This is a genomic window from Bacillus sp. REN3 (genome assembly GCF_017912555.1).
Taxonomy (GTDB): Bacteria; Bacillota; Bacilli; order Bacillales; family Cytobacillaceae; genus Mesobacillus.
Genome location: NZ_JAERSD010000010.1, coordinates 1 through 25044, shown reverse-complemented (window position 1 = coordinate 25044; position 25044 = coordinate 1). Strand labels below are relative to the sequence as shown.

The window sequence follows — 25044 nt, the reverse complement described above, 5'->3', positions numbered from 1 at the left end:
TCACTCTACATATATAAGGGGAGGAAAAAGGAATGGAAATCTTTAAGTATCTTGAACAGTATGACTACGAGCAGGTGGTATTTTGCCAGGATAAACAATCGGGATTGAAAGCAATCATTGCCATTCATGATACGACTCTTGGGCCGGCGCTTGGCGGCACCCGGATGTGGACCTATGAGTCCGAAGAAGCAGCGATTGAAGACGCGCTGCGCCTTGCGAAAGGAATGACATATAAAAATGCTGCTGCAGGCTTGAATCTTGGCGGAGGCAAAACGGTGATCATCGGTGACCCGCGCAAGGATAAGAATGAAGAAATGTTCCGTGCATTTGGCCGCTATGTACAGGGTTTGAACGGAAGGTATATCACTGCTGAGGATGTCGGCACAACAGTTGCGGATATGGACATGATCCATGAAGAAACAGACTTTGTCACGGGTATTTCCCCGGCATTCGGATCTTCCGGAAACCCATCCCCGGTAACAGCTTATGGCGTATATAGAGGAATGAAGGCGGCGGCCAAAGAAGCATACGGAACAGATTCACTCGAAGGAAAGACGGTTGCTGTCCAAGGGGTAGGGAACGTTGCTTACACTCTTTGCCGCCACCTCCATGAAGAAGGCGCGCAACTGATCGTAACAGACATTAACAAGGAAGCTGTCCAAAGAGCTGTCGATGATTTCGGTGCAAAGGCAGTGGAGCCAGATGAAATATATGGAGTTGAATGTGACATTTATGCTCCATGCGCACTTGGTGCGGTCATCAATGATGAAACAATTCCCCAGTTGAAGGCAAAGGTAATTGCTGGGTCAGCAAACAACCAATTGAAGGAAACGAAGCATGGAGATTTGATCCATGAACTAGGAATTGTCTATGCTCCGGACTATGTCATCAATGCCGGAGGCGTCATCAACGTTGCCGATGAACTTTATGGCTATAACAGCGAACGGGCCCTGAAGAAGGTTGAAACGATTTACAACAATATCGAAAAAGTAATCGAGATTGCAAAGAGGGATGGAATCCCTACCTATAAAGCCGCAGACCTGATGGCAGAAGAGCGTATCGAAAGAATGCGGAATTCACGCAGCCAATTCCTTCAGAATGGCCACCACATCTTGAGCCGCCGATAAAATCGAAAAGGCATAAGCAGCAAGAGCGCTGAATCTGTCATTCGGCGCCCTTGCTGTTTCCAAATTGGAATTTGATGGTTTATACGGATAGCCGGATGAGGTCCGTTATTAAATTGGAGGTAACATTGTGTGCAACAAACAGAATATCGGATTCTAGTGATAAACCCAGGTTCTACATCAACGAAAATCGGAGTCTTTGATAATGAAGTTTCCGTAATGGAGAAAACCATCCGCCATGATGCTGCATTAACGAATTCATTTGAAACAATCATCGATCAGTACGAATTCAGGAAAAACATGATACTGGAAACGCTCGATATGGAAGGAATCAATATTTCGAAACTAAGCGCTGTTTGCGGGCGCGGAGGTCTTCTGAGGCCAATAGAAGGCGGAACCTATGCAGTAAACGGCAAAATGCTTGCTGATTTGCGTGCCGGCTATTCAGGCCAGCATGCTTCAAATTTAGGCGGCATCCTGGCATATGAAATCGCCACTGGTCTGAATATTCCTTCCTATATCGTCGATCCAGTTGTAGTTGACGAGCTCGATCCGATTGCCCGGATCTCGGGTTTTTCATTGATTGAAAGAAAAAGCATCTTTCATGCTTTGAATCAAAAGGCAGTTGCCCGAAGGGTCGCACGCGAGTTTGGGAAGAAATATGAGGAAACGAACCTGATCGTTACCCACCTTGGTGGCGGAATCACTGTCGGCGCCCATAAAATGGGGAGGGTAATCGATGTTAATAACGGACTTCACGGCGAGGGCCCATTCAGCCCGGAACGTGCCGGTACAGTCCCAGCAGGTGATCTTGTCACACTTTGCTATTCTGGGGATTATTATCGAGAAGAGATTATGAAGAAGCTCGTCGGTCAGGGTGGCCTTGTAGGGTATCTTGGGACAAATGATGCGATTAAGGTCGAAAAAATGATCGAGCAGGGCAATGAAAAGGCAAGACGGGTGTACAAGGCAATGGCATACCAGGTTGCCAAGGAAATAGGCTCCGCAAGCGCAGTCCTTGCCGGAAAAGTGGATGCGATTATCTTGACTGGAGGGCTTGCATATGGAAAAGAGTTCGTAAGGGATATTTCGGAACGGATCGACTGGATCGCTGATGTAATTGTCAAACCAGGTGAGAATGAATTGCAAGCACTGTCGGAAGGGGCGTTGAGAATTCTACGCGGTGAAGAAGCTGTAAAAGAATATCCGGGAAACGGAAATCGATTTTAAGGAGCGATAGAGATGGCAGAGGAATACGATTTGGTCATAATCGGCGGCGGTACAGGAGGATATGTTGCGGCTATCCGTGCTTCGCAGCTAGGGTTGAAGACTGCTATAGTCGAAAAGGGCAAGCTTGGCGGGACATGCCTCCATAAGGGCTGTATACCAAGCAAGGCGCTGTTAAGAAGCGCGGAAGTTTATGCTACAGCCAAGAAGAGCGAAGATTTCGGCATTACAACAGGAGATGTCGGTGTAAAATTCACAAAGGTACAGGAACGCAAAGGCAAGATTGTCTCCCAACTGCACAAAGGTGTCCAGCATTTGATGAAGCAGGGGAAAATCGATGTATTCGAAGGTTACGGGCGTATCCTCGGCCCTTCGATTTTTTCGCCAATGCCTGGAACGGTCTCTGTCGAAATGAATAATGGCGAAGAGAACGAAATGCTCATTCCAAAGAATGTGATTATCGCGACTGGATCAAGGCCAAGGACATTGCAAGGACTTGAGGCTGATGGCGAATACATCATGACATCAGATGAAGCTCTAGAGATGGAAGAACTTCCGGAATCAATCATCATCGTCGGAGGCGGCGTGATCGGAATCGAGTGGGCTTCGATGCTTGCTGACTTTGGCGTATCAGTAACGGTCATCGAATATGCTGACCGGATCGTCCCTACAGAAGATAGGGAAGTTTCGAAAGAAATGCAGAGAGCAATGAAGAAAAAAGGCGTCAAAATCGTCACGGGAGCAAAAGTGCTTCCAGAAACCCTCCAAAAAAACGGCAGTGTGACCATCAGCGCAGAAATCAAGGGGGAACAAAAGGAATTTACTGCAGACAAATTGCTCGTTTCTGTCGGACGACAGGCAAACGTAGAGGGCATCGGTCTTGAAAATACTGAAATCCAGCTTGAGAAAGGCTTCATCCAGACCAACGAATTTTTCCAGACGAAGGAATCACATATCTACGCAATCGGGGACGTGATTGGCGGACTGCAGCTGGCCCATGTTGCGTCACATGAAGGAATAGTGGCTGTTGAACATATCACCGGAAAAGAGCCTCGGCCGATCGACTATTCGCTCGTATCCAAATGTATCTACAGCTCTCCAGAGGCTTCGAGCGTCGGTCTTACCGAAGATGAAGCGATTGAAAAAGGCTTTGAAGTGAAAGTAGGGAAATTCTCGTTCAAGGCAATCGGGAAAGCACTTGTCTATGGGGAGACAGATGGTTTTGTCAAGATCGTCGCTGATAAAAATACCGACGATATCCTTGGCGTCCACATGATCGGACCTCATGTCACCGATATGATATCCGAAGCAGGACTCGCAAAGGTATTGGATGCCACTCCTTGGGAAGTTTCCCATACAATCCATCCGCATCCGACGCTATCCGAGGCGATTGGTGAAGCCGCATTGGCTGTTGATGGCCTTGCGATCCATTCTTAAGAGCAATACGAACAATTGGGAGGTATAACGATGGCAGAAAACCGTCACGCTGCACTTGGTTTAAGTGATGAGAAAGTTTTGGAAATGTATGAAACAATGCTGCTTGCACGCCGGCTTGATGAGCGGATGTGGCTGCTGAACCGCGCCGGGAAAATCCCGTTCGTGATTTCCTGCCAAGGGCAGGAGGCCGCGCAGGTAGGCGCCGCGTTCGCACTGGACCGGGAAAAGGATTATGTTCTTCCGTACTATAGGGACATGGGCGTGGTCTTAACTTTTGGCATGACTGCAAAAGATCTGATGCTTTCCGGTTTTGCCAAAGCGGAAGACCCTAACTCAGGCGGCCGCCAGATGCCAGGCCATTTCGGGCAAAAGAAAAATAGGATCGTGACCGGATCTTCCCCTGTAACAACGCAGGTTCCTCATGCAGTTGGAATTGCCCTTGCAGGGAGGATGGAAAAGAAGGACCTGGTTACTTTCGTTACTTTTGGTGAAGGTTCATCAAACCAGGGGGATTTCCACGAAGGTGCAAACTTTGCCGGAGTCCATAAGCTGCCTGTCATCTTCATGGTTGAAAACAATAAATACGCGATTTCGGTTCCATACGAGAAGCAGGTTGCCGCCGAGAGAGTGTCTGACAGGGCAATTGGCTATGGCATGCCCGGGGTTACGGTGAATGGGAATGACCCTCTTGAGGTATATCAGGCTGTCAAGGAAGCCGCTGACCGCGGACGCCGAGGGGAAGGCCCATCATTGATTGAGGCGGTCTCCTACCGTCTGACTCCTCACTCCTCGGATGACGATGATAGGAGCTATCGTGCCCCTGATGAAGTCGCCAAGGCTAAATCAAATGACCCGATCATCACATTCGGTGCTTATCTTAAGGAAAATGGGATCATGAATGATGACACCGAAAAAGAAATCAATGATAAAATCATGAAAATGGTCAATGAAGCTACGGACTATGCTGAAAACGCACCATATGCAGAGCCGGAACACGCCTTAAAATATGTATACGCTCAAGAGTAAGGGGGAACAAGGATGGCGGTTATTTCTTATATAGATGCAGTAACATTGGCAATAAAAGAAGAGATGGAAAGAGACCCAAGAGTTTTTGTTCTTGGAGAAGACGTCGGAAAGAAAGGCGGAGTATTCAAAGCAACCCAGGGCCTCTACGATCGATTTGGGGAGGAACGGGTGATTGATGCGCCACTTGCTGAATCGGCTATAGCCGGTGTCGGGATCGGGGCTGCCATGTACGGGATGCGCCCGATTGCAGAAATGCAGTTTGCTGATTTTATCATGCCTGCCGTGAACCAGATCATTTCTGAGGCAGCAAGGATACGATACCGCTCCAATAATGACTGGAGCTGTCCGATGGTCATCCGTGCTCCTTATGGAGGCGGAGTGCACGGCGCTTTATACCACTCGCAGTCGGTTGAGGCAGTATTCGCGAATCAGCCGGGATTGAAGATTGTCATGCCTTCGACTCCATACGATGTTAAGGGGCTTTTGAAAGCCGCAATCAGGGATGAAGATCCAGTATTGTTCTTTGAGCATAAGCGTGCCTATCGGCTGATCAAGGGAGAAGTACCCGAGGATGATTATGTCCTTCCAATTGGCAAGGCGGACGTGAAGCGTGAGGGAGAAGACATAACAGTCATCACATATGGCCTCGCTGTTCACTTTGCCCTTCAGGCAGCAGAGCGATTGGCCAAGGATGGCATAACCTCGCATATCCTTGACTTGAGGACTGTCTATCCTTTGGACAAAGAAGCCATTATCGAGGCTGCTTCGAAAACAGGAAAAGTCCTGCTTGTGACAGAGGACAACAAAGAAGGCAGCATCATGAGCGAGGTCTCTGCGATCATCGCTGAGAACTGCTTGTTCGAGCTGGATGCTCCTATCAAGAGGTTAGCAGGCCCGGATGTCCCTGCGATGCCTTATGCCCCAACAATGGAGAAGTTTTTCATGATCAACCCTGATAAAGTGGAAAAGGCGATGAGAGAGCTTGCCGAATTTTAACGTGAACGGATAATGGATATGAATCGGAAGAGGAGGGTCAACCTTTGGCAATCGAACAAATCAAGATGCCTCAATTAGGAGAAAGTGTAACAGAAGGTACGATCAGCAAATGGCTGGTTTCTGTCGGCGACAATGTTAATAAATACGATCCGCTCGCAGAGGTGATGACAGACAAAGTGAATGCAGAAGTCCCATCATCCTTTACAGGAACGATCAAGGAATTGATCGCAAACGAAGGAGACACTCTGGAAGTTGGCGAAATCATCTGTACGATTGAAATAGATGGCGGCGGTGCAGCTCCGGATAGTGCAGAATCAAACCCTGCTGCTGAAGCAGAGCAAGACAGCGATCCTCAGTCCCAGGCCCCTGTGGCAAATGAAGGGAATAAAGCACGGTACTCTCCTGCTGTCCTTAAGCTTGCCGAGGAGAATAATATCGACCTCAGCCAGGTCAATGGAAGCGGTGCCGGCGGACGCATCACAAGAAAAGACTTGTTGAAACTGATCGAGACAGGCAGTATCCCGCAGCATGCGGCAAATGCTTCCAAAAAGGAACAGCCAGCTGTTGAACAACAGGCCCCTTCACAGCCAGCCCAGCAATCCGAGCCAGCGGCTTCAACATCCCAGCCGCAGGCATTGTCAGTTCCGGTGACTGCAGGGGACATCGAAATACCTGTCACTGGCGTCCGCAAGGCCATTGCGGCCAACATGCTGAGAAGCAAGCACGAAGCCCCGCATGCATGGACAATGGTCGAAGTCGATGTGACGAACCTTGTGGAATACAGGAATGACATCAAGGATGAATTCAAGAAAAAAGAAGGATTCAATTTGACATTCTTTGCTTTCTTTGTGAAAGCAGCAGCCCAGGCGCTGAAAGAATTCCCGCAAGTTAATTCGATGTGGGCAGGGGACAAGATCGTCCAGAAGAAAGAAATCAATATCTCGATTGCTGTTGCGACGGATGATGCGTTATTCGTTCCGGTCATAAAGAACGCAGATGAAAAAACAATCAAGGGCATCGCGCGGGAAATAACGGAAATGGCCCAAAAAGTCCGTGCAGGCAAACTTCGTTCCGAGGACATGCAAGGCGGAACATTCACTGTCAACAATACAGGTTCTTTTGGCTCCGTCCAGTCAATGGGTATCATCAACTATCCGCAGGCAGCCATCCTTCAGGTGGAATCGATCGTCAAGCGTCCAGTCGTTATGAACAACGGCATGATTGCGGTCAGGGATATGGTCAATCTGTGCTTATCCCTGGACCATCGTGTCCTTGATGGCCTCGTGTGCGGCCGCTTCCTCCAGAGGGTGAAAGAGATTTTGGAGAATACCTCAAAGGGGAACACATCCATTTATTAAGGTTGGTTATAATCCGCTGCCTATTCAGCAGCGGATTTTTTTATGAGAGAGGAAAATATAAAATCACCAATGAGAAATATCCTGTTACAAGTGCCAAGCCCGGCAGTCATAAGCAATACCAAAAAAAATTCGCAGGACTAAGCTGAATAAATTGGTCCTTCTGCTCACACCGTATCGCAAGGCAGCAAGAGCGCTTTCTTCTTGGCGGAGCAGCCTGGTGGGAGAGAGCAGCCTCCTTACGGCTCGTCTTTTGCCTGTTCACGCTGACTTGCTGACAAAAGAGTTACGCGCTTTTCTTATAGAATCGGCTTTCTTTACCTAGAAAAGGCATGGAATTTTCTTGCTGGACCCGTGCGTTGCTAGATGAGCAGCATTATAATAAAATAAAGAAGAAAAGAAAAATTAGATTTTTCAAAATTATCCAAGGATGAAGGAGGGCAGGCTGTCCGTACTCCAGGACAGTGAAGTATGGGAATAGAATCGATGAAAACAACCTCTTTTCAAAAACCGGCGCTGGAGGATTGGGAAGCAAAAGCATCCGCGTCTCTCAAAGGGAAATCGCTGGATTCCCTTTACACAGATACATATGAAAATATCGTCCTCAAGCCATTCTATACAGCAGAAGACGTGAAGGATAATGAGGGCTGTGGCCAGCCTGGCGAGAAGGGTTTCAGGCGGGGAATCGAGAAACTGGGCTACCAAACCGACCCGTGGAAGGTTGCCAATCGTCTTTCTTACAAATCACTTGATGAGCTTGAAGGAAAATTGAAACTGGCACTTTCCAAAGGACAGACAGCGATTGCTTTTGAGGTAAAACCCAGTTTGTTTGAAGATAACAAAAAGCTGGCATCTTTCGTGGAAAGGGTCGGGAGCGACTTCCCATTCAGCCTGAATGCCGGATTTCTTCAGGGGCCTATGCTTGCAGTTGTTTCAAGTGCCGAAAGGGTTTCCGGAAAAACACTTACGGGTTTCATTGGATCTGATCCTGTTGCGGAAGCAAGTGTTGCCGGCGGGCTCCCAAAAGAGGAAAACGCGTTTTATATGAGTTGGTCCAGCATGCTGGAGGAAGCTGATGAGTTGATGCCTGAATTGAAGACAGTGCTTGTCAATGCCTCCCCGTACCATAACAGTGGCGCGAACGCGGTGCAGGAGCTGGCAATAGCGGTTTCTACCGGCGTTTACCTGCTTCAAAGGCTGTTGGAAAATGGGTGGGATTTGGAGCGGGCACTATCGAAGTTCGTTTTCAATTTTTCCGTTGGTTCGAACTTTTTCATGGAAACTGCAAAACTAAGGGCTGCCCGGCTGTTATGGTCGAAGGCAGTCGAGGCATTCGGGGCTGCCGAGCCAGATCGAAAAATGGTGATTTCCGCGGAAACTTCCGCTTATACCAAGACCGTGTTCGATCCATATGTGAACATGCTCAGGGTCGGGAATGAAGCTTTTGCAGCTGTCCTTGGAGGCATTCAGTACCTGCACACTGGCACATTTGCTGAGGCTGCTGGGAAAACTGATTCTTTTGGGGAAAGGATAGCCAGGAACACCCAGCTTATTTTAAAATCTGAAGCCCAACTTGAAAGGGTTGCGGATCCCGCAGGCGGTGCATGGTACATTGAAACCATCACAAACCAGCTAGCGGAAAAATCATGGGAGCTTTTCCTGGAAATCGACAGCCGCGGAGGCATATATGAAGCTTTGAAATCAGGATGGCTTCAAACCATCATAAGGAACATGGCTGAACTCCGCAAGAAGGATATCCATAAGCGTAAGAAAAGCATTATAGGGACGAATGTATATGCCAATCTATCCGATCATCCGGAGGAACCGGACAAGCATACTGAACAGACGTTCTTTATGGACGGCCAACTTTCCGAAATCAAGATGATGGCCACACTTCAGGAAGGATTGGCAGAATCGTTCAACAAACTGGAAGATGGTGCCGACTTTCCTCCCCTTATGGAGGAGAGGCTGGCCGAGCCGTTTGAACAGCTTCGTTTCAGGGCAATCCGCCTTGAAAGGATGACGGGCTTGAAGCCAATCGTTGGGTTAATATGCCTGGGCTCACTGAAAAACCATAAAGCTAGGGCTGATTTCATCTCGGGCATGATGGCAGCTGGCGGGATCCATACCGAACGTAGTAAGGAAATCTGCTCATCGGAGGAAGCTGGGAGCTTCATTGAAACACAAGGCGGCAAACAGTTTGTCATTTGCGGTTCCGCAGAAGATTATGCTCAAAATGGAGTGCAGATCGCAGTTGAAATGAAAAGGAAGTATCCCGAGCTTCAATTGTTTGTTGCCGGCTTGCCGGATGGAAAGGAAATCGAGGAATGGAAGGAAGCGGGCGTTGAAGGTTTTATCCATATTAAGAGCGATGTCCATGAAATCCTGACTTCGATGCTGGATGAAATGGAGGTAGCAGCAGATGAAAAAGCCTGATTTTACTAAGGTCCGACTATTCGATAATGGAGGGGACCAGGTTTCTGTGCCGGAATTTGGCGACAGCCAGCTTTTTAACACAAATGAGAATATCAGGATCAAGCCGCTGTATACCGGGAACGATGCAGGCGATGCAGAGCATGCGGCAAGCCTGCCTGGTCTTCCTCCATTCACAAGAGGGCCTTATCCTGCCATGTACGTGAACCGGCCATGGACTGTCCGTCAATATGCAGGATTTTCGACAGCTGAAGAGAGCAATGCCTTCTACAGGAGAAATCTGGAAATGGGACAAAAAGGCCTGTCTGTAGCTTTTGATCTCGCGACACACCGGGGATATGATTCTGATCACCCCCGGGTTGAAGGGGATGTCGGTAAGGCGGGAGTAGCGATCGATTCAATCCTGGATATGAAAATCCTTTTCGATGGCATCCCGCTTGACCAGATGTCTGTCTCCATGACGATGAATGGCGCTGTTTTGCCAATCATGGCTTTTTTCATCGTCACGGCAGAAGAACAGGGAGTGACACAGGATAAACTTTCAGGAACAATCCAGAATGATATACTCAAGGAATATATGGTCCGGAATACGTATATCTATCCGCCGGAAATGTCGATGAAAATCATTGCCGATATTTTTGAATACACGTCAAAATACATGCCGAAATTCAACTCGATCAGCATTTCGGGGTACCATATGCAGGAAGCTGGCGCTCCGGCTGACATCGAGCTTGCCTATACGCTTGCCGATGGCCTTGAATATGTAAGGACAGGTTTAAAGGCAGGCATCGGTATCGACTCATTCGCACCAAGGCTGTCATTTTTCTGGGCAATCGGCATGAATTACTTCATGGAAGTGGCTAAAATGAGAGCAGCCCGTTTCATCTGGGCGAAAATGATGAAAGCCTTCGATCCGAAGAATGAAAAAACTATGGCGCTCCGGACCCATTCACAAACGTCAGGCTGGAGCTTGACTGAGCAGGATCCATTCAACAATGTGATCAGGACGCTGATTGAAGCCCATGCAGCCGCCATGGGACACACCCAGTCGCTCCATACGAATGCGCTGGATGAGGCCATTGCTTTGCCGACCGATTTCTCCGCGAGGATTGCCAGGAACACCCAGTTATATCTTCAGGAAGAAACGGAAATCACCAAGGTCATTGACCCATGGGCCGGCAGCCATTATGTCGAAAGCCTGACAAAGTCATTGATTGACCGGGCCTGGGAGCACATTGAAGAAATTGAAAGCCTTGGCGGGATGGCTAAAGCTATTGAAACTGGCCTGCCAAAAATGAGGATCGAAGAAGCTGCCGCAAGAAGGCAGGCGCAGATTGATTCTGGAAAAGAAACGATCATCGGCGTAAATCAATACAGGCTTGATCAGGAAGATCCTTTAGATATTCTTGATATTGACAATACAGCTGTCCGCAACAAGCAAATTACGCGTCTCAATGAATTGAAGGATAACCGGGATGATGAAAAAGTGGCACAAGCACTGGATGCTCTTGCGAAGGCTGCCGAAACCGGGAACGGGAACCTGCTGGAGCTTGCGGTCCAGGCTGCAAGGGAACGGGCAACGCTGGGTGAGATTTCCGATGCGGTGGAAAGGGCGGCAGGAAGGCATAAAGCGGTCATCCGGTCAATCAGCGGTGTCTACAGTTCAGCATTCTCGAATGAGGAAGAAATTTCCGAAGTGAAACGCCTTACAGACGAGTTTTTGGAAAATGAAGGGCGAAGACCTCGAATCATGATCGCGAAAATGGGACAGGATGGACATGACCGCGGGGCAAAGGTCATATCCACCGCATTCGCGGACCTCGGATTCGATGTCGATATCGGCCCGCTATTCCAAACACCAGCGGAAACTGCGATCCAGGCAGTCGAAAACGACGTCCATGCCATTGGCATCAGCTCGCTCGCTGCGGGACATAAAACCTTGCTTCCGCTGCTCATAAAAGAGTTGAAGAAGCTTGGCCGCGAAGACATCGTCGTAATCGTGGGAGGGGTCATCCCCGCGCAAGATTATCAATATTTATATGACAATGGGGCAAGCGCAATCTTTGGGCCGGGCACAGTCATCCCGGTTGCGGCCCAAAAAGTACTGAGGACGATTTATGACCGTCTTGGCTATGAGGAAGTGTCAAATTAATGGCTGATGAAAAAAGGCCGGAATGGTTTGAACCGGGTAAAGAAGATTCCTTTTCCAGCATTGTGAAGCAGGGAGTGGAACAGGATGGCAGGTTAAATGAAGCGGATTTACGAAAACCGGGCCGATTTGTCAAAAAAGGCAGTGGGCGCAGCATAAATGCTGAGCAGCTTGCGGCTGATATCAAAAATGGAAGCAGGACAGCTCTTGCTCGCGGGATTACCTTGATCGAAAGCAATGCGGAACATGATTTCGAGTCTGCTCAAACCTTGCTGAAATTTCTGCTTCCTTATGCAGGAAAATCAATAAGAATCGGGATAACAGGTGTTCCTGGCGCAGGCAAGAGCACTTTCATTGAAAGCTTCGGTACGCATTTATGCAATCTTGGGCATAGGGTTGCTGTCCTTGCTGTTGATCCTACATCAAGCCTGACGGGAGGAAGCATTCTCGGAGACAAGACTCGGATGGAAAGCCTGTCTAAAAATCCACGGGCGTTCATACGGCCCTCTCCATCCGGCGGAAAGCTCGGCGGGGTTCATCGAAAAACACGTGAGACGATGCTTGTCTGTGAGGCAGCGGGTTTTGATGTCATCCTGGTTGAAACTGTAGGGGTCGGCCAAAGTGAAGTGATCGTCAGGAACATGGTCGATTTTTTCATGCTCCTCGTACTTACAGGCGCCGGCGATGAACTGCAGGGAATGAAGAAGGGGATCATGGAACTTGCGGACGCGGTAATCGTCAATAAAGCGGATGGTCCAAATGAGCAGGCGGCAAAGAAGACGAAAGAGGAATATAACCGGATCCTCCATTTCCTCCAGCCCTCGACAGTCGGCTGGGAATCGCGTGCACTGACAAGCTCCGCACTTTTAAATAAAGGGATTGAGGATATATGGGAGGCGGTGAATCGTTTTGTCAGCACGACAAAATCCAGCGGGGTATTCAATGACCGCCGCCGGCTCCAGACGAAGGAGTGGCTGCATGAAATGATCATCGATCAGCTGCAAGCGAACTTTTTTCATCATCCGGCCATTAAGTTGCTGCTGCCGAAGGTTGAAAATGAGGTCATTTCCGGAACCCGGCCAGTTGCATCCGCTGTAGACGAATTGTTCACATCGTTCTTCGGTTCCAAAAATTAAAGGCTGCCATGCGGGCAGCCTTTTTTTATCTATTATTATTAAAAGGCTATGTTAAATTTGATTGTTGATTTCCACTCCAGTCCACAGGCATTTTTCAAAAATCAACACTGGTCTTTAACATAGACATTAGAAAAACAAACCTCCATAGCAAAAAAAGTGGACAGCGGTACACATGCCGCTGTCCTTCATCTAGGGAGTTTAGGGGTATGGATCTAGCTGTACTCATACCTTTCCCGGTCCCCCTTACAGTTAAACATACTTTGAAAAAAAATTATAAATTGGTATGATTGTGTTGTACGAGATCATTTTCCAGCAGAGGAGAGAGTATGCATGAGCATGGATTTTAATTTTTTTATGAATGATGTAGTCCGCCAGGCGCGCCAGGAAATCGTGGCCGCTGGATATACAGAGTTAACGGCGAGTGAAGAAGTCGATCAGGCTTTCGCAAAGAAAGGAACAACCCTTGTAATGGTGAACTCAGTCTGTGGCTGTGCTGGAGGCATCGCCCGCCCAGCTGCGGCACATGCTCTCCATTACGATAAGCGGCCCGACCAGCTTGTTACCGTATTTGCCGGCCAGGACAAGGAGGCGACGGAAAAGGCAAGAAGCTATTTCACAGGCTATCCGCCATCATCCCCATCCTTTGCCCTGTTGAAGGACGGCAAACTATGTACAATGATCGAACGCCACGAGATTGAAGGGCATGACCCAATGGAGGTCGTGAACAAGCTTCAGCAGGCGTTCGAAGAGTATTGCGAGGAAATATAAGAAAATCATTATCCATAACGGTTTGGCCAACAAATATTGCGTAATAAAAAAACTGGTTTGCAAGCGTTCCTTTTGTTGAGAAAAAGGGTTCGGGATGATTTCATTCTGAACCCTTTTCCATCTCATGGAAGCCCATCCAATATCCTGCCAAAGATGGGCAGGATACACGATGGCGCATAATACAGAGAGCCACCACGGAAATAAGCGACTGGAGCGGAACTGCCCTTTTGATCAAACGTCATCGATTCATGTCCGTCAATGTACTGGGTTCCATTCCTGGTTTCAATGCAACAAGACTGGTGATGCATCAACTTTCTTTATCCATAAATATTCTTGTCCGCTAATTCCATCCTTTACCGAAACATCAGCCTGACCAACTTTTTCTTTCCTTCGAACTCACGCAAGATAAGAACCAGTTGTTTTGGGATCTTCGTCAAATTCACCCTTCCCCGGAAAAGTGATTTGTTTTGTTCTTCTGTTTAATGTCTACGGCAAAAAGTGTAGTGAGCATCGTCGGGATGGTCCCTTCCTTCCACTCCTTGTTCTCTTTGGCGCGAGCCACGATTCCTTTTGCTGGAGAGTACCATTCCAAATCAAGGTCGACATACCCGTTTGGAGTATATTCCTTTTTCTGCATGAAAAGAGGAATAGTTAAAATCGTGGTTTTCTTGTTTTCAACAAGAAACCTTCCTTCACCAGAAATAAAGGCTAGTTGATTGGCTGAAGAAGCCCACTTCATCCAGTCATCGTATCCTAACATTCTGCCTGCAACATGGAACTTTTCTCCTTTTGAAGTAATGACATATAGTAGATTACTGTCTGCTGCCAGGGAAGCGGTAGGAATAGCTAAAAAACTGACCCAGTTTCCATCCGGGCTCCATTTGAAATGATTGGCTGTAATGGCAAATAAATCTGGATCCTTCGTTTGGATTGTATAGAAAGCCTTTACTTTTCCAGCAGTAAATTTAGCATCAACCGGAATTCGATAAAGGTGCACAGGACCCCATCCAGTCGGTTGTAAACAGGGTTGCGAGGAAACGATAAAGTCTTTCCCATCCGGATACCATTCAAAGCCGCTAACACCTAATCAGACATTTTCAAATCCGTGAGGGCGGCCATCCTGGTTTTGGTAACTTGCAACAGACCTTGGTCTGTAAAGGCTAATTGATTTTTGACGGGTGACCATTTGAAGTCAAACGTTGAGGTGCTGCCGTATGGCTGGTAGTTTTCTTTTTCCTTGGTGTCATAAATGAACAAATTGGAGTCTTTACCGTTCACTCCGCCATCGATATATGCAATGAACCGGCCATCATAGGACCACTTGGGTGAACGGGCATATCGATCCGTTGTGATTTGGATTTCTTCATCTTCCTTTTTGAACCATAATTGATGGTCACGGATAAATGCCGCCTGGAGAGTGGTTCCTGCAGATACAATAATCGTTGAATAAAAATGGATGAAAATGATCATTCATGAATATTATCCGAAGTTTCAATATCACCCCTCCTCCCTTTAGGATAGCCAAACAGAGATTGAAAATTCTGCTGCTGTTTTCCATTTTCCGCGAGACCCTCAGCCTTGAATTCCGATTCATTCAATAATGGAAAGTGGTTTTTCCTTTTCACAAGGAATGCAAGCTTGACAGTTCTGCCTTTATTAAACGAAAAAAGCCTGCGGACTCGTCCAGAAAGACTAGACATTGTCCACAAGCTTTAGGCACAACTATTTTACATGCTGCATCAGTGTTTCAGGGTCGAAGCCAAGGACCCAGTGGCCATTAATTTTCGTCTGGGGAACCCCCATCTGCCCGGTTTCCTCGACTAGCCTTTGGGCAGCTATCGGATCCAACTGCACATTAACTTCTTTGTAGTTTAATCCTTGAGACTCAAGGAATTCTTTCATCATTGTGCAGTACGGTCAAGTGTTGGTTGTATAAACAGTAATATCGTTCATCCTGCCTGCCTCCTTATCAAAGTGTATATAGGACTCATCCCAATAATGCTGTCCATTGGCCCTGCCGTTATAAAAATAACTGGGATGTATCTATGTTTTTCCCTTTTTTATCAGAAAAAAAACAGTCCTGGAGGAATCCTGCATATAAAGAGGAAAATCACAAGAATACATTACCCCCGAATTTGAAGAAAAACATGATATGGACAATTTTTTATTTATATTTAAAAATATATTTGCATAATTATAACTTTGTGTTAAAATACAACTTAGTTAATAATTATTAGTTAATACGCATAAATAAACCGTATTTCTAACTAATACATTCATATTTTTGCATAAAAACAGGGGGAAACAGAAATGAAAAAGGGACTATTTATTTTTCTGATTGGCATGTTCATAATTGGAATTTTGGCGGCATGCGGAACAAACAATGATAAAAATTCGGGAGAAAATGGAGGAAAAAAGAAAGAATTAGTGATGGGTACATCTGCTGACTATCCTCCATTTGAATATGTGGATACGGCAAAAAGCGACAAAATCATTGGTTTTGACATTGACTTGGCAAACTTGGTCGCAGGGGAACTCGGATACGAGGTAGAAGTGAAGGATATGGAGTTCAATGGATTGATCGCAGCAATCCAGGCTGATCAGGTAGACTTAGTAATGGCCGGGATGACACCAACAGAGAAGCGTAAGAAGAGCGTTGACTTTTCAGATGTTTACTATACTGCTAAGCATATGATCGTTTCGTCAAAGGACAGCAAAATTGAGTCAATCGAGGACCTTGACGGAAAGACACTGGGTGTCCAGCTTTCTTCGATCCAGGAAGACAAGGCAAAGGAAATTGCCAAGGAAATGAAAATCAAAATTGAAAAAAGGAACCGGATCCCTGAATTAGTCCAGGAAATTAAGGCAGGGCGGATCGATGCTGCTATCATTGAAGATACGGTCGCAGCTGGTTACTTCAAGAACAATCCGGACCTTGCAGGCTTCACACTCGAAGACTCGGAAGAAGAAGCTGGTTCCGCGATTGCTTTTCCGAAAGACAGCGAGTTGACAGAAGAATTCAATAAAGTACTCAAGGAAAAAATGGAAAACGGTGAAGTGGACAAGCTTGTCGTTAAATGGTTCGGTGGAGAAAAGTAAGATTGGAACGAGGCGTCCAGAATGCTCTTGCCTTCTGGACGCCTTTCTTTTCAAAGTCATTGTCAGAGAGGGCTGTTAATCTATGAATCTTGATTTTACCGCCATCGTCCCTTCGATGCCTTACATTTTGAAGGGGATTGGCGTCACACTGAAAATCGTCCTGGTAGCGGGGCTGCTTGGCTTTGCCTTTGGCATTGTCCTTGCCATTTTTAAAATCAGCCGTTCCAGGGCGTTGAACTGGTTTGCTGATATTTATACCTCGGTGTTCCGCGGTACGCCGTTGATATTGCAGGTCATGATCATCTACTATGGGTCTCCTCAAATATTGGGATTCCAGATTGATGCCTATACGGCCGCAGTCGTCTCATTCTCGCTAAATTCTGCTGCCTACATTTCCGAGATCATTCGGGCAGGCATCCTGGCGGTGGATAAAGGGCAAAGGGAGGCGGCTATGGCACTTGGTGTACCTGGTACAAGGATGATGCGGGATATCATCCTTCCACAAGCGATGAAAAATATCCTGCCAGCTTTGATGATTGAGTTCATTACACTGACAAAGGAATCGGCAATTGTGACTGTCATTGCCGTGGATGATATTATGCGAAGGTCCTATATTGTCGGCGGGGAACAATACAGGTTTTTCGAACCGATGATCTTCGCTGGACTCATCTATTATCTGATGGTGATCTCCTTGACTGTGATTGGGAAGGCAATTGAAAGGAGAATGAGACAAAGTGATTAAAGTAAACGACCTTCATAAGTCATTTGGGAAGCTGAAAGTGTTAAAAGGAATTTCGACTACGATTGAAAACGGGGAAGTCGTAGCGATCATCGGGCCATCGGGTTCAGGCAAATCAACCTTCCTGCGCTGCATGAACCTTTTGGAAAAGCCGACAAGCGGAAAAATCATGATTGGGTCCGTTGAAGTGACAGATAGTAAAACAAACATCCATAAAGTTAGGGAAAATGTCGGTATGGTATTCCAGCACTTCCACCTTTTCCCGCATATGACGGTCCTCCAAAACATCACATATGCACCAATAAAGGTCAAAGGACAGTCAAGGAGCGATGCTGAGCAGCAGGGGCTTGCCCTATTAGAAAAGGTGGGGTTGTCCGAGAAAGCGAATGAGTATCCAAGCAGGCTTTCCGGTGGGCAAAAGCAGCGGGTTGCCATCGCGCGCGCGCTTGCGATGAATCCCGAAGTCATGCTGTTCGATGAACCCACTTCAGCACTAGATCCCGAAATGGTCAAAGAAGTTCTGGAAGTTATGAAATCGCTGGCGCATACTGGGATGACGATGGCGATCGTGACCCATGAGATGGGCTTCGCTCGTGAAGTTGCTGACAGGGTCCTTTTCCTTGACGGCGGGGTTTTGGTGGAGGACGCACCTCCAGCCGAATTTTTCAGCAGCCCGGAAAGTGTCAGGGCAAAGGAATTCCTTGAAAAAATGCTTTAAAGGCAGGTTGTCTTTTGTATTGGCTTTTCAATCTGGTAAAATTGTAAAATGATCATATCATTGATGGTATGATCATTTTATTTTTTTGCTTCGGTAATATAGGAAATAGGGAATCGGGGATGCACCAAGCCCTGCTTTCCAAAAAAGGAACTGTGATGGAATCGAAATGGCTATTTCATACAGCTATGAAAGTGCGTTGGTTTTAAACGAAGTGTTAATTTAGATAGGAGTCCGGATAATAATGTCCAAGAAATTCAGAATTGGCTATAGAACCTTGAAAACGGCACTGGGGACGGCGCTCTCGATCATGATTGCCGAAGCCTTCGGTTTTGGGAATTATGTTTCTGCTGGGATCCTTACGATCCTTTGCATCCAGGTTACAAAAAAAAGATCGCTCCGTGCTTCATGGCACCGCTTCTTTGCTTGCATCATTGCGATGGGGTTCTCAGCCGTATTCTTTGAAGGAATCATGTATCATCCTATTGTGATCGGCCTCATGATGCTTTTTTTCATTCCCACTGTAGTCATGGCAGGAGCAAGGGAAGGAATCGTATCGAGCAGTGTCATTATCCTCCATATCTATTCTGCCGGAAGTGTGACCGGTGAACTGCTTTTGAATGAACTCGGAATCATCACAGTCGGGATTGGCGTCGCTTTGGTGATGAACCTTTATATGCCGAGCGTCGATAACAAATTGGAAGAATACCAAAGAGAAATCGAAGATCATTTCAGGATGATTTTCAAGGAAATCGCGTTTTATTTGCGTACTCACGACAGCAGCTGGGACGGCCATGAACTGACAGAGACGGCAAGTTTGATTGAAAAGGCGAAAATGCTTTCTTTCCAGGATGTTGAAAACCATTTCACCCGAGATGAAGATTTGTACTATCAATACTTTAAAATCAGGGAAAAACAATTCGAAATCATTGAGCGCATCCTTCCAGCTGCGACTTCGATCCATCATCAGGTGGAGCAGGAGCAGATGGTTGCTGAATTCATAGAAAGGCTCGCTAAAGGAATCAATCCTGGCAACACATCCCTCTTCTATCTTGAGAAATTGTTGAGGATGAAGTCGGAATTCGAGAATATGGAGCTTCCCAGGACAAGAGAAGAATTCGAAGCGAGGGCAGCGCTGCTAAATATTGTGAACGAATTGGAGCAATACCTGTTGCTGAAAAAGTCGTTCAAAGGGTTAAGGATAGAAAAGAGCAGGAATGAAAAAGAATTTTCCGGAGCAAACTAACAAAAAACTCTTGGAGGTTGAGTATGCAAGGATTCATTTCTGTTTTGCTGCTCGCTTTAGCATTCTCGCCGATCTGGCCGCTTGGACCGAATCCGCTCCCGGGTGATCCATTCATCATAGTGAATAAACAGACGAATGAAGTCGCCTTCATCAATGGGAACAGGGTCCAGACTGTCGTCGGCGCCGCAACCGGAACAACCGATAACCTTACACCTGAAGGCTTGTTCACGGTCACCGTCAAGGCGCAGCATCCATACTACCGTAAAAAGGATATTCCAGGGGGCAGCCCGGAAAATCCGCTCGGAAGCAGGTGGATTGGATTCGATGCCAGGGGGACGGATGGAAGGATCTATGGAATCCACGGTACGAATGATCCATCAAGTATCGGCAAAAGAGTATCCCAGGGATGCATCAGGCTGCAGAATGAAGCGGTTGAATCATTGTACGACTACATCCCTTTGGGAACGAAAATACTTGTGACCACTTCATCCAGAAGCTACCTGGAATTGGCAGTCGAGCACGGGGCCATCAGAAAATAAAAAAGCGGTGAACGTTTCAACATTATGCGCATAAAAAAGGACTGTCGCTGACAGTCCTTTCCCCGTTTATAAAAATGTTGAAATCCCCATCAGAAGGGTTGAAGCAAGCATGGCAAAAAGCATAAGATACACGACAACCTTCCTGGTATTGCGCTTACGCATAAAGAAATCCCCCTTCCATTGCTGCGAATCCTTTTTATATTATTTTACATTTTGGGAGGTAAATCAACAACAGTTTTAATTAAGAAGGATTTGTGACAATTGTATTGAATATTTAAATCATTTAAAATATGTTTGAATAGTATTTGGAGGGATTAGCATGATTAAAAAAGTGGACCATATCGGGATTGCAGTGAGATCGCTCGCACAAGCCCTCCCTTTTTATACGGACATCCTTAAGCTTCCCATGTTGGGAGTGGAAGAGGTGGAGAGTGAAAAGGTAAAGGTTGCGTTCCTGAAAGCCGGGGACACAAAGATCGAGCTCCTGGAGCCAACATCGGATGAAAGCGCTATCGCCCGCTTCATCGAGAAAAAAGGTGAAGGCATCCACCATGTTGCTTTGGGAGTGGATTCTATCCAGGAACGGATCAATGACATCAAGCAAAAAGGAATCCGAATGATCCAGGATGAACCAAAAAGAGGTGCGGGCGGAGCGAAAGTGGCTTTCATACATCCTAAATCGACAGGAAGCGTTTTGTTTGAACTTTGTGAGAAAGACAGGGAGGCTGAATGAATTGGTGGATATCTACGAGAAACTTAATGAATTGTATGACCGTCGCAGGGAGATTGAACTTGGCGGCGGCGATGAACGAATTGAAAAGCAGCATGAAAAGGGAAAACTGACTGCCCGGGAACGGATCGACCTGCTTGTCGACCCAGGCAGTTTCGTTGAATTGAATCCATTCATCCAGCACAGGAGCAAGGACTTCGGACTCGAAAATCAAAAAGGTCCCGGGGACGGTGTCGTTACGGGTTACGGCAAAGTGAATGGGCGGCCGATTTATTTATTTTCCCAGGATTTCACCGTTTTCGGAGGCGCCCTTGGTGAAATGCATGCAAAGAAAATCGCCAATGTCATGGACCTTGCCGCTAAAAATGGAGCACCCTTCATCGGCCTTAATGATTCAGGGGGTGCGAGGATCCAGGAAGGCGTTGTTTCACTCGATGGCTACGGTCAAATTTTTTACCGCAATTCGATCTATTCTGGAGTGATCCCCCAAATTTCAGTCATCATGGGGCCGTGTGCAGGCGGCGCTGTTTATTCTCCAGCAATTACCGATTTTGTCTTTATGGTTGAAAAAACGAGCCAGATGTTCATTACGGGGCCGAAGGTAATCGAAACAGTAACGGGCGAGAAAATCACTGCTGAGGACCTTGGCGGTGCGATTGTCCATAATACGATCAGTGGCAACGCCCATTTCCACGGACAATCGGAAGAAGAAACACTCCAGCAGGTCCGTACACTGTTAAGCTATTTGCCGCAAAATTATGAGGAGAAACCGCCTCGCCTTGAAGCGGACGGGACAGATGATTACCGTCCGGATTTAACGGACATCATCCCCTTTGATGCGATCAGGCCGTACGATGTACGAAAGGTGATTGAACAGGTTGTCGATGCCGATTCTTTCCTTGAGATCCAGAAGGATTTTGCAAAGAACATTGTCATCGGGCTTGCAAGGATCAAGGGTGAAGTCGTAGGGCTCGTCTGCAATCAGCCTAAAGTGATGGCGGGTGGCCTCGATATCGATTCTTCTGATAAAGCATCCAGGTTTATCAGGTTCTGTGACTCCTTCAATATCCCGATCATCACCTTTGAAGACGTTACAGGTTTCTTCCCTGGGATCAAGCAGGAACACGGCGGGATCATTCGCCACGGGGCGAAAATCCTTTATGCATACTCAGAGGCTACTGTCCCGAAGTTGACCGTCATTCTCAGGAAAGCTTATGGAGGGGCATATGTAGCTTTGAACAGTAAATCGATCGGCGCAGATCTGGTATTCGCATGGCCGAATGCCGAAATAGCTGTCATGGGACCACAGGGAGCAGCGAACATCATCTTTGCAAGGGAAATCCAAAACAGCGAAAACCCGGAACAGACACGCCAGCAAAAAATCGATGAATACCGTGAAAAATTCGCCAATCCATATGTCGCTGCAAGCCAGGGAATGGTCGATGATGTCATTGACCCGCGCGATACAAGGATCAAACTCATCCAGGCCCTTGAGATGCTTTGGACGAAAAAAGAGGACCGGCCGGGTAAAAAGCATGGAAACATCCCGCTATGATATTTTGTATTTGCCGATGGAAATCATTTAACGGTATACTCAAGTAGTATATACATATTTGGAGGTCGGCTTGAATGATAAATAAAGAACGCTTGTTGAACGAATTTTTGGAGCTTGTCCAAATTGATTCAGAAACAAAACATGAAGCGGAAATCGCCCGTGTCCTCAAGAAAAAATTCACGGATTTGGGGGTCGATGTGTTTGAGGATGACACGACCGCGCAAACTGGCCATGGTGCAGGCAACCTGATTTGCACGCTTGAAGGAACAAAGGAAGGCGTTGATCCAATTTATTTTACTTCTCATATGGATACAGTCGTTCCTGCCAATGGTGTCAAGCCTTCGATCAAGGATGGCTATGTCATCACAGACGGGACCACGATCCTGGGAGCGGATGATAAGGCAGGATTGGCCGTTATGCTGGAAACGGTCCGTGTTTTGAAGGAACAATCGATCCCGCATGGCACCATCCAATTCATCATCACCGTCGGGGAAGAATCCGGACTCGTGGGTGCCAAAGTCCTTGATCCTAAGCTTGTCAAGGCTAAATATGGCTATGCGCTTGACAGTGATGGGAAGGTTGGGAATATTGTTGTGGCTGCGCCTACACAAGCAAAAATCGCTGCTGTCATCCACGGAAAAACTGCGCATGCAGGCGTGGCGCCTGAAAAAGGGATTTCAGCAATCACGATTGCGGCCAAAGCTGTTGCAAGGATGCCGCTTGGACGCATTGACCAGGAAACAACGGCCAATATTGGGCGCTTCCAGGGCGGCACACAGACGAATATCGTCTGCGACCTCGTTGAGATCCTTGCGGAAGCCCGCTCTTTAGTGCCAGATAAGATGGAAGCCCAAGTAAAGAAAATGAAGGATGCATTCGAATCAGCCGCACAGGAAATGGGCGGCAAGGCAGATGTTGACGTGCAGGTCATGTATCCTGGTTTCAAATTCGGCGAAGGCGATCTCGTGGTTGAGCTTGCAAAGAAAGCCGCGGCGAAGATTGGCAGGAACTGTGAACTGCTCCACAGCGGCGGCGGAAGCGATGCCAATATCATTGCCGGGTTTGGAGTGCCGACAGTCAACCTGGCAGTCGGTTATGAAGAAATACACACGACGAATGAAAGAATGCCAATTGAAGAGCTTGAAAAACTTGGTGAAATGGTCATTGCGCTTATCAAAGAAGTTGCTGCCCAATAAGAATAGGAGAGTCTCCAGCAAATGGAGGCTCTTTTATATTCATAACCTAAACTGTCTTATGTTAAAGGGAAATAAATGGTATATTGTTGATAGAAGAATTGACAGATATTCGTAAAGGGTGTGAACTCAATGGTTGATCACAGTAAGACGGTCGTTTTCCAGGCAGGTAAAGAGGAGTACGCTTTTCCGATCCTCTATGTCATTTCAATCGAAAAGCTTGATGGGATGACGGCAGTGCCTCACATGCCAGAGTATGTGACAGGGCTTGCAAAGGTAAGGGGGGAATTGATCCCTGTAATCGACTTGGAAAAAGTGCTTTATGACCGTGATATCAAAACCAATGATAAAACGAAATTGATTGTCTTGCAGACAAGCGGGATATCGATAGGTATCCTTGTCAAGGACGCGAAGGAAATCCTTGAAATCTCGGAAGACCAGTTGAAACAGCCTGGTTTGATTGCTTATCAAAAGACCGGATTCATTACTGGTGTCGCCAGCTTCGACAAACGGATGATCATGGTGCTGGATCCGGAATCGCTGATTGAATCGCTGGAAGGGATCAAGCAAATCAAAGATTATATGAATGAGCTGCACCAACAGGAAGTTTGATAAGTATAGGAAAAAGGCAAGCTGATCATCCGATCGGGTTGCCTTTTTGATGGTTCGCAATGTGAATGCCTTTTAAAGAATAATGGGCTGGCATTCACATAAAGTTCGGAATCGTCACTTATTGTTCAATTCTGAACAAATTAATATTCGTTACTATAATTATATTAATCCCAAAAATTTCAATTGAAGGGCGGAGACAGCAATGCCGAAATTGTTGTATATTACTGCAAATCCGAAGACTTCTGCTGCTCTATCAAAAGGAGCGCAAATCGGGGAGGCATTTCTCGAAGCATTCACAAAGGAAAAGCCGGAAACCGAAATTGTCAGGATGCATCTTTATGATATGGATATTCCTGAAATCGATATGGACCTCTTATATGCCAGGGCAAAACTGTCGTTCATGGGGAAAACATTCGATCAGCTTACCATGGTTGAGCAAGAAAAGATAACGAGGATGCATGAGCTTGCAGACAGATTCATTGATGCTGATTATTATGTTTTCGTGACACCGCTTTGGAATCTCGGCGCTCCAGCCGTCTTGAAGGCATTCATGGATAATTTATTCATTGTCGATAAAACGTTCACGAATAAGGAACATGGCCCGGAAGGACTGCTTACGGACAGAAAAGCAGTCCACATCCAGACACGCGGCGGGATATACTCCACCGGGCCGATGGCTGAGTATGAGTTTGGAGATAGATATCTCCGGAAAGCACTTGGGTTCCTTGGCATGGAAGTGATGGATTCCTTGGTTGCGGAGGGAATGGACCATTTTCCTGAACAAGCTCCGGAAATCATGGAGAAAGCGAAGCGGCTGGCCGTTGAAACAGCAAAGAGAATGGCATCAGAAGAATGATGGCAGGATAAAACAGGTCCCTTTAGGGGACCTCAGTTTGTAGACAAAAGGGGTTCGGAATGCTCTCATTCCGAACCCCTTTTTGGATTTCATCGGATTTTTCAAAGGA

Annotated in this window: 22 protein-coding genes and 1 pseudogene; 20 read left to right on the top strand and 3 right to left on the bottom strand. The window is 46.9% G+C overall.

The genetic code is table 11. The features are described 5' to 3' along the window. The first annotated feature begins 32 nt into the window (after nt 1–32). The 10 genes from bcd (at nt 33) to JJQ88_RS10525 (ending at nt 13651) form a co-directional block, all read left to right on the top strand. Nucleotides 33–1127: a branched-chain amino acid dehydrogenase gene (gene bcd / locus JJQ88_RS10570; RefSeq protein ID WP_210365861.1), complete on the top strand. Its 1095-nt coding sequence runs from the start codon at nt 33–35 to the stop codon at nt 1125–1127. A 129-nt stretch (nt 1128–1256) separates the two neighbouring features. Further along, a complete protein-coding gene (buk, locus tag JJQ88_RS10565) occupies nt 1257–2354 on the top strand; it encodes a butyrate kinase (protein ID WP_210365860.1) in 1098 nt (365 codons plus the stop codon). Nucleotides 2355–2366: 12 nt separating this feature from the next. Next, a complete protein-coding gene (lpdA, locus tag JJQ88_RS10560; RefSeq protein ID WP_210365859.1) occupies nt 2367–3788 on the top strand; it encodes a dihydrolipoyl dehydrogenase in 1422 nt (473 codons plus the stop codon). Nucleotides 3789–3818: 30 nt separating this feature from the next. After that, complete coding sequence (locus JJQ88_RS10555; RefSeq protein ID WP_210365858.1) at nt 3819–4814, top strand: thiamine pyrophosphate-dependent dehydrogenase E1 component subunit alpha; 996 nt, start codon at nt 3819–3821, stop codon at nt 4812–4814. A gap of 12 nt (nt 4815–4826) precedes the next feature. Then, nucleotides 4827–5810 (top strand): alpha-ketoacid dehydrogenase subunit beta, encoded by a 984-nt coding sequence (locus JJQ88_RS10550; protein ID WP_210365857.1) that lies wholly within the window; start codon nt 4827–4829, stop codon nt 5808–5810. Nucleotides 5811–5854: 44 nt separating this feature from the next. Then, nucleotides 5855–7168: a dihydrolipoamide acetyltransferase family protein gene (locus JJQ88_RS10545; protein ID WP_210365856.1), complete on the top strand. Its 1314-nt coding sequence runs from the start codon at nt 5855–5857 to the stop codon at nt 7166–7168. A 483-nt stretch (nt 7169–7651) separates the two neighbouring features. Next, complete coding sequence (locus JJQ88_RS10540) at nt 7652–9601, top strand: methylmalonyl-CoA mutase family protein (RefSeq protein ID WP_246861065.1); 1950 nt, start codon at nt 7652–7654, stop codon at nt 9599–9601. Then, nucleotides 9588–11750 carry a methylmalonyl-CoA mutase gene (gene scpA / locus JJQ88_RS10535; protein ID WP_210365854.1) on the top strand — a complete coding sequence of 721 codons (2163 nt, stop codon included), beginning with the start codon at nt 9588–9590 and terminating at the stop codon, nt 11748–11750. The genes JJQ88_RS10540 and scpA overlap by 14 nt, the downstream gene beginning before the upstream one ends. Beyond that, on the top strand, nt 11750–12883 hold the full coding sequence (gene meaB / locus JJQ88_RS10530) for a methylmalonyl Co-A mutase-associated GTPase MeaB (RefSeq protein WP_210365853.1): 1134 nt from the start codon (nt 11750–11752) through the stop codon (nt 12881–12883). The genes scpA and meaB overlap by 1 nt, the downstream gene beginning before the upstream one ends. Nucleotides 12884–13213: 330 nt before the next feature. Next, nucleotides 13214–13651 carry a BrxA/BrxB family bacilliredoxin gene (locus JJQ88_RS10525; RefSeq protein WP_210365852.1) on the top strand — a complete coding sequence of 146 codons (438 nt, stop codon included), beginning with the start codon at nt 13214–13216 and terminating at the stop codon, nt 13649–13651. 282 nt (nt 13652–13933) lie between these two features. Here the strand turns inward: JJQ88_RS10525 and JJQ88_RS21860 are convergent. Continuing rightward, nucleotides 13934–15121, bottom strand: a pseudogene (locus JJQ88_RS21860) (translocation protein TolB). 252 nt (nt 15122–15373) lie between these two features. Then, the gene (locus JJQ88_RS10515; RefSeq protein WP_210365851.1) at nt 15374–15604 is read right to left on the bottom strand and encodes a glutaredoxin family protein; all 231 of its coding nucleotides are present in this window, start codon (nt 15602–15604) and stop codon (nt 15374–15376) included. A gap of 357 nt (nt 15605–15961) precedes the next feature. Between JJQ88_RS10515 and JJQ88_RS10510 the strand changes: the two genes are divergently transcribed. The 5 genes from JJQ88_RS10510 (at nt 15962) to JJQ88_RS10490 (ending at nt 19989) form a co-directional block, all read left to right on the top strand. Then, nucleotides 15962–16750 carry a transporter substrate-binding domain-containing protein gene (locus JJQ88_RS10510; RefSeq protein ID WP_210365850.1) on the top strand — a complete coding sequence of 263 codons (789 nt, stop codon included), beginning with the start codon at nt 15962–15964 and terminating at the stop codon, nt 16748–16750. Nucleotides 16751–16832: 82 nt separating this feature from the next. Beyond that, the gene (locus JJQ88_RS10505) at nt 16833–17492 is read left to right on the top strand and encodes an amino acid ABC transporter permease (RefSeq protein WP_210365849.1); all 660 of its coding nucleotides are present in this window, start codon (nt 16833–16835) and stop codon (nt 17490–17492) included. Then, complete coding sequence (locus tag JJQ88_RS10500; RefSeq protein ID WP_210365848.1) at nt 17485–18207, top strand: amino acid ABC transporter ATP-binding protein; 723 nt, start codon at nt 17485–17487, stop codon at nt 18205–18207. The genes JJQ88_RS10505 and JJQ88_RS10500 overlap by 8 nt, the downstream gene beginning before the upstream one ends. Before the next feature lie 241 nt (nt 18208–18448). Then, nucleotides 18449–19450, top strand: a complete 1002-nt coding sequence (locus tag JJQ88_RS10495; protein WP_210365847.1) for an aromatic acid exporter family protein — start codon at nt 18449–18451, stop codon at nt 19448–19450. Nucleotides 19451–19473: 23 nt separating this feature from the next. Next, a complete protein-coding gene (locus tag JJQ88_RS10490; protein ID WP_210365846.1) occupies nt 19474–19989 on the top strand; it encodes a L,D-transpeptidase in 516 nt (171 codons plus the stop codon). A 66-nt stretch (nt 19990–20055) separates the two neighbouring features. Here JJQ88_RS10490 and prli42 read toward each other — a convergent pair whose 3' ends face one another. Next, a complete protein-coding gene (gene prli42 / locus JJQ88_RS10485) occupies nt 20056–20151 on the bottom strand; it encodes a stressosome-associated protein Prli42 (RefSeq protein ID WP_210365845.1) in 96 nt (31 codons plus the stop codon). A 157-nt stretch (nt 20152–20308) separates the two neighbouring features. Here prli42 and mce point away from each other — a divergent pair, with 157 nt between their 5' ends. The 5 genes from mce to JJQ88_RS10460 all read left to right on the top strand — a co-directional run bounded on the left by mce (nt 20309) and on the right by JJQ88_RS10460 (nt 24935). Then, the gene (gene mce / locus JJQ88_RS10480; RefSeq protein ID WP_210365844.1) at nt 20309–20722 is read left to right on the top strand and encodes a methylmalonyl-CoA epimerase; all 414 of its coding nucleotides are present in this window, start codon (nt 20309–20311) and stop codon (nt 20720–20722) included. Nucleotide 20723: 1 nt separating this feature from the next. After that, complete coding sequence (locus tag JJQ88_RS10475; RefSeq protein ID WP_210365975.1) at nt 20724–22274, top strand: acyl-CoA carboxylase subunit beta; 1551 nt, start codon at nt 20724–20726, stop codon at nt 22272–22274. Between the two features lie 74 nt (nt 22275–22348). Further along, complete coding sequence (locus JJQ88_RS10470) at nt 22349–23470, top strand: tripeptidase T (RefSeq protein ID WP_210365843.1); 1122 nt, start codon at nt 22349–22351, stop codon at nt 23468–23470. 129 nt (nt 23471–23599) lie between these two features. Continuing rightward, entirely contained in the window at nt 23600–24079 is a 480-nt protein-coding gene (locus tag JJQ88_RS10465; protein ID WP_210365842.1) for a chemotaxis protein CheW, read from the top strand. Nucleotides 24080–24281: 202 nt separating this feature from the next. Continuing rightward, complete coding sequence (locus tag JJQ88_RS10460; protein WP_210365841.1) at nt 24282–24935, top strand: FMN-dependent NADH-azoreductase; 654 nt, start codon at nt 24282–24284, stop codon at nt 24933–24935. Nucleotides 24936–25044: the final 109 nt, after the last annotated feature.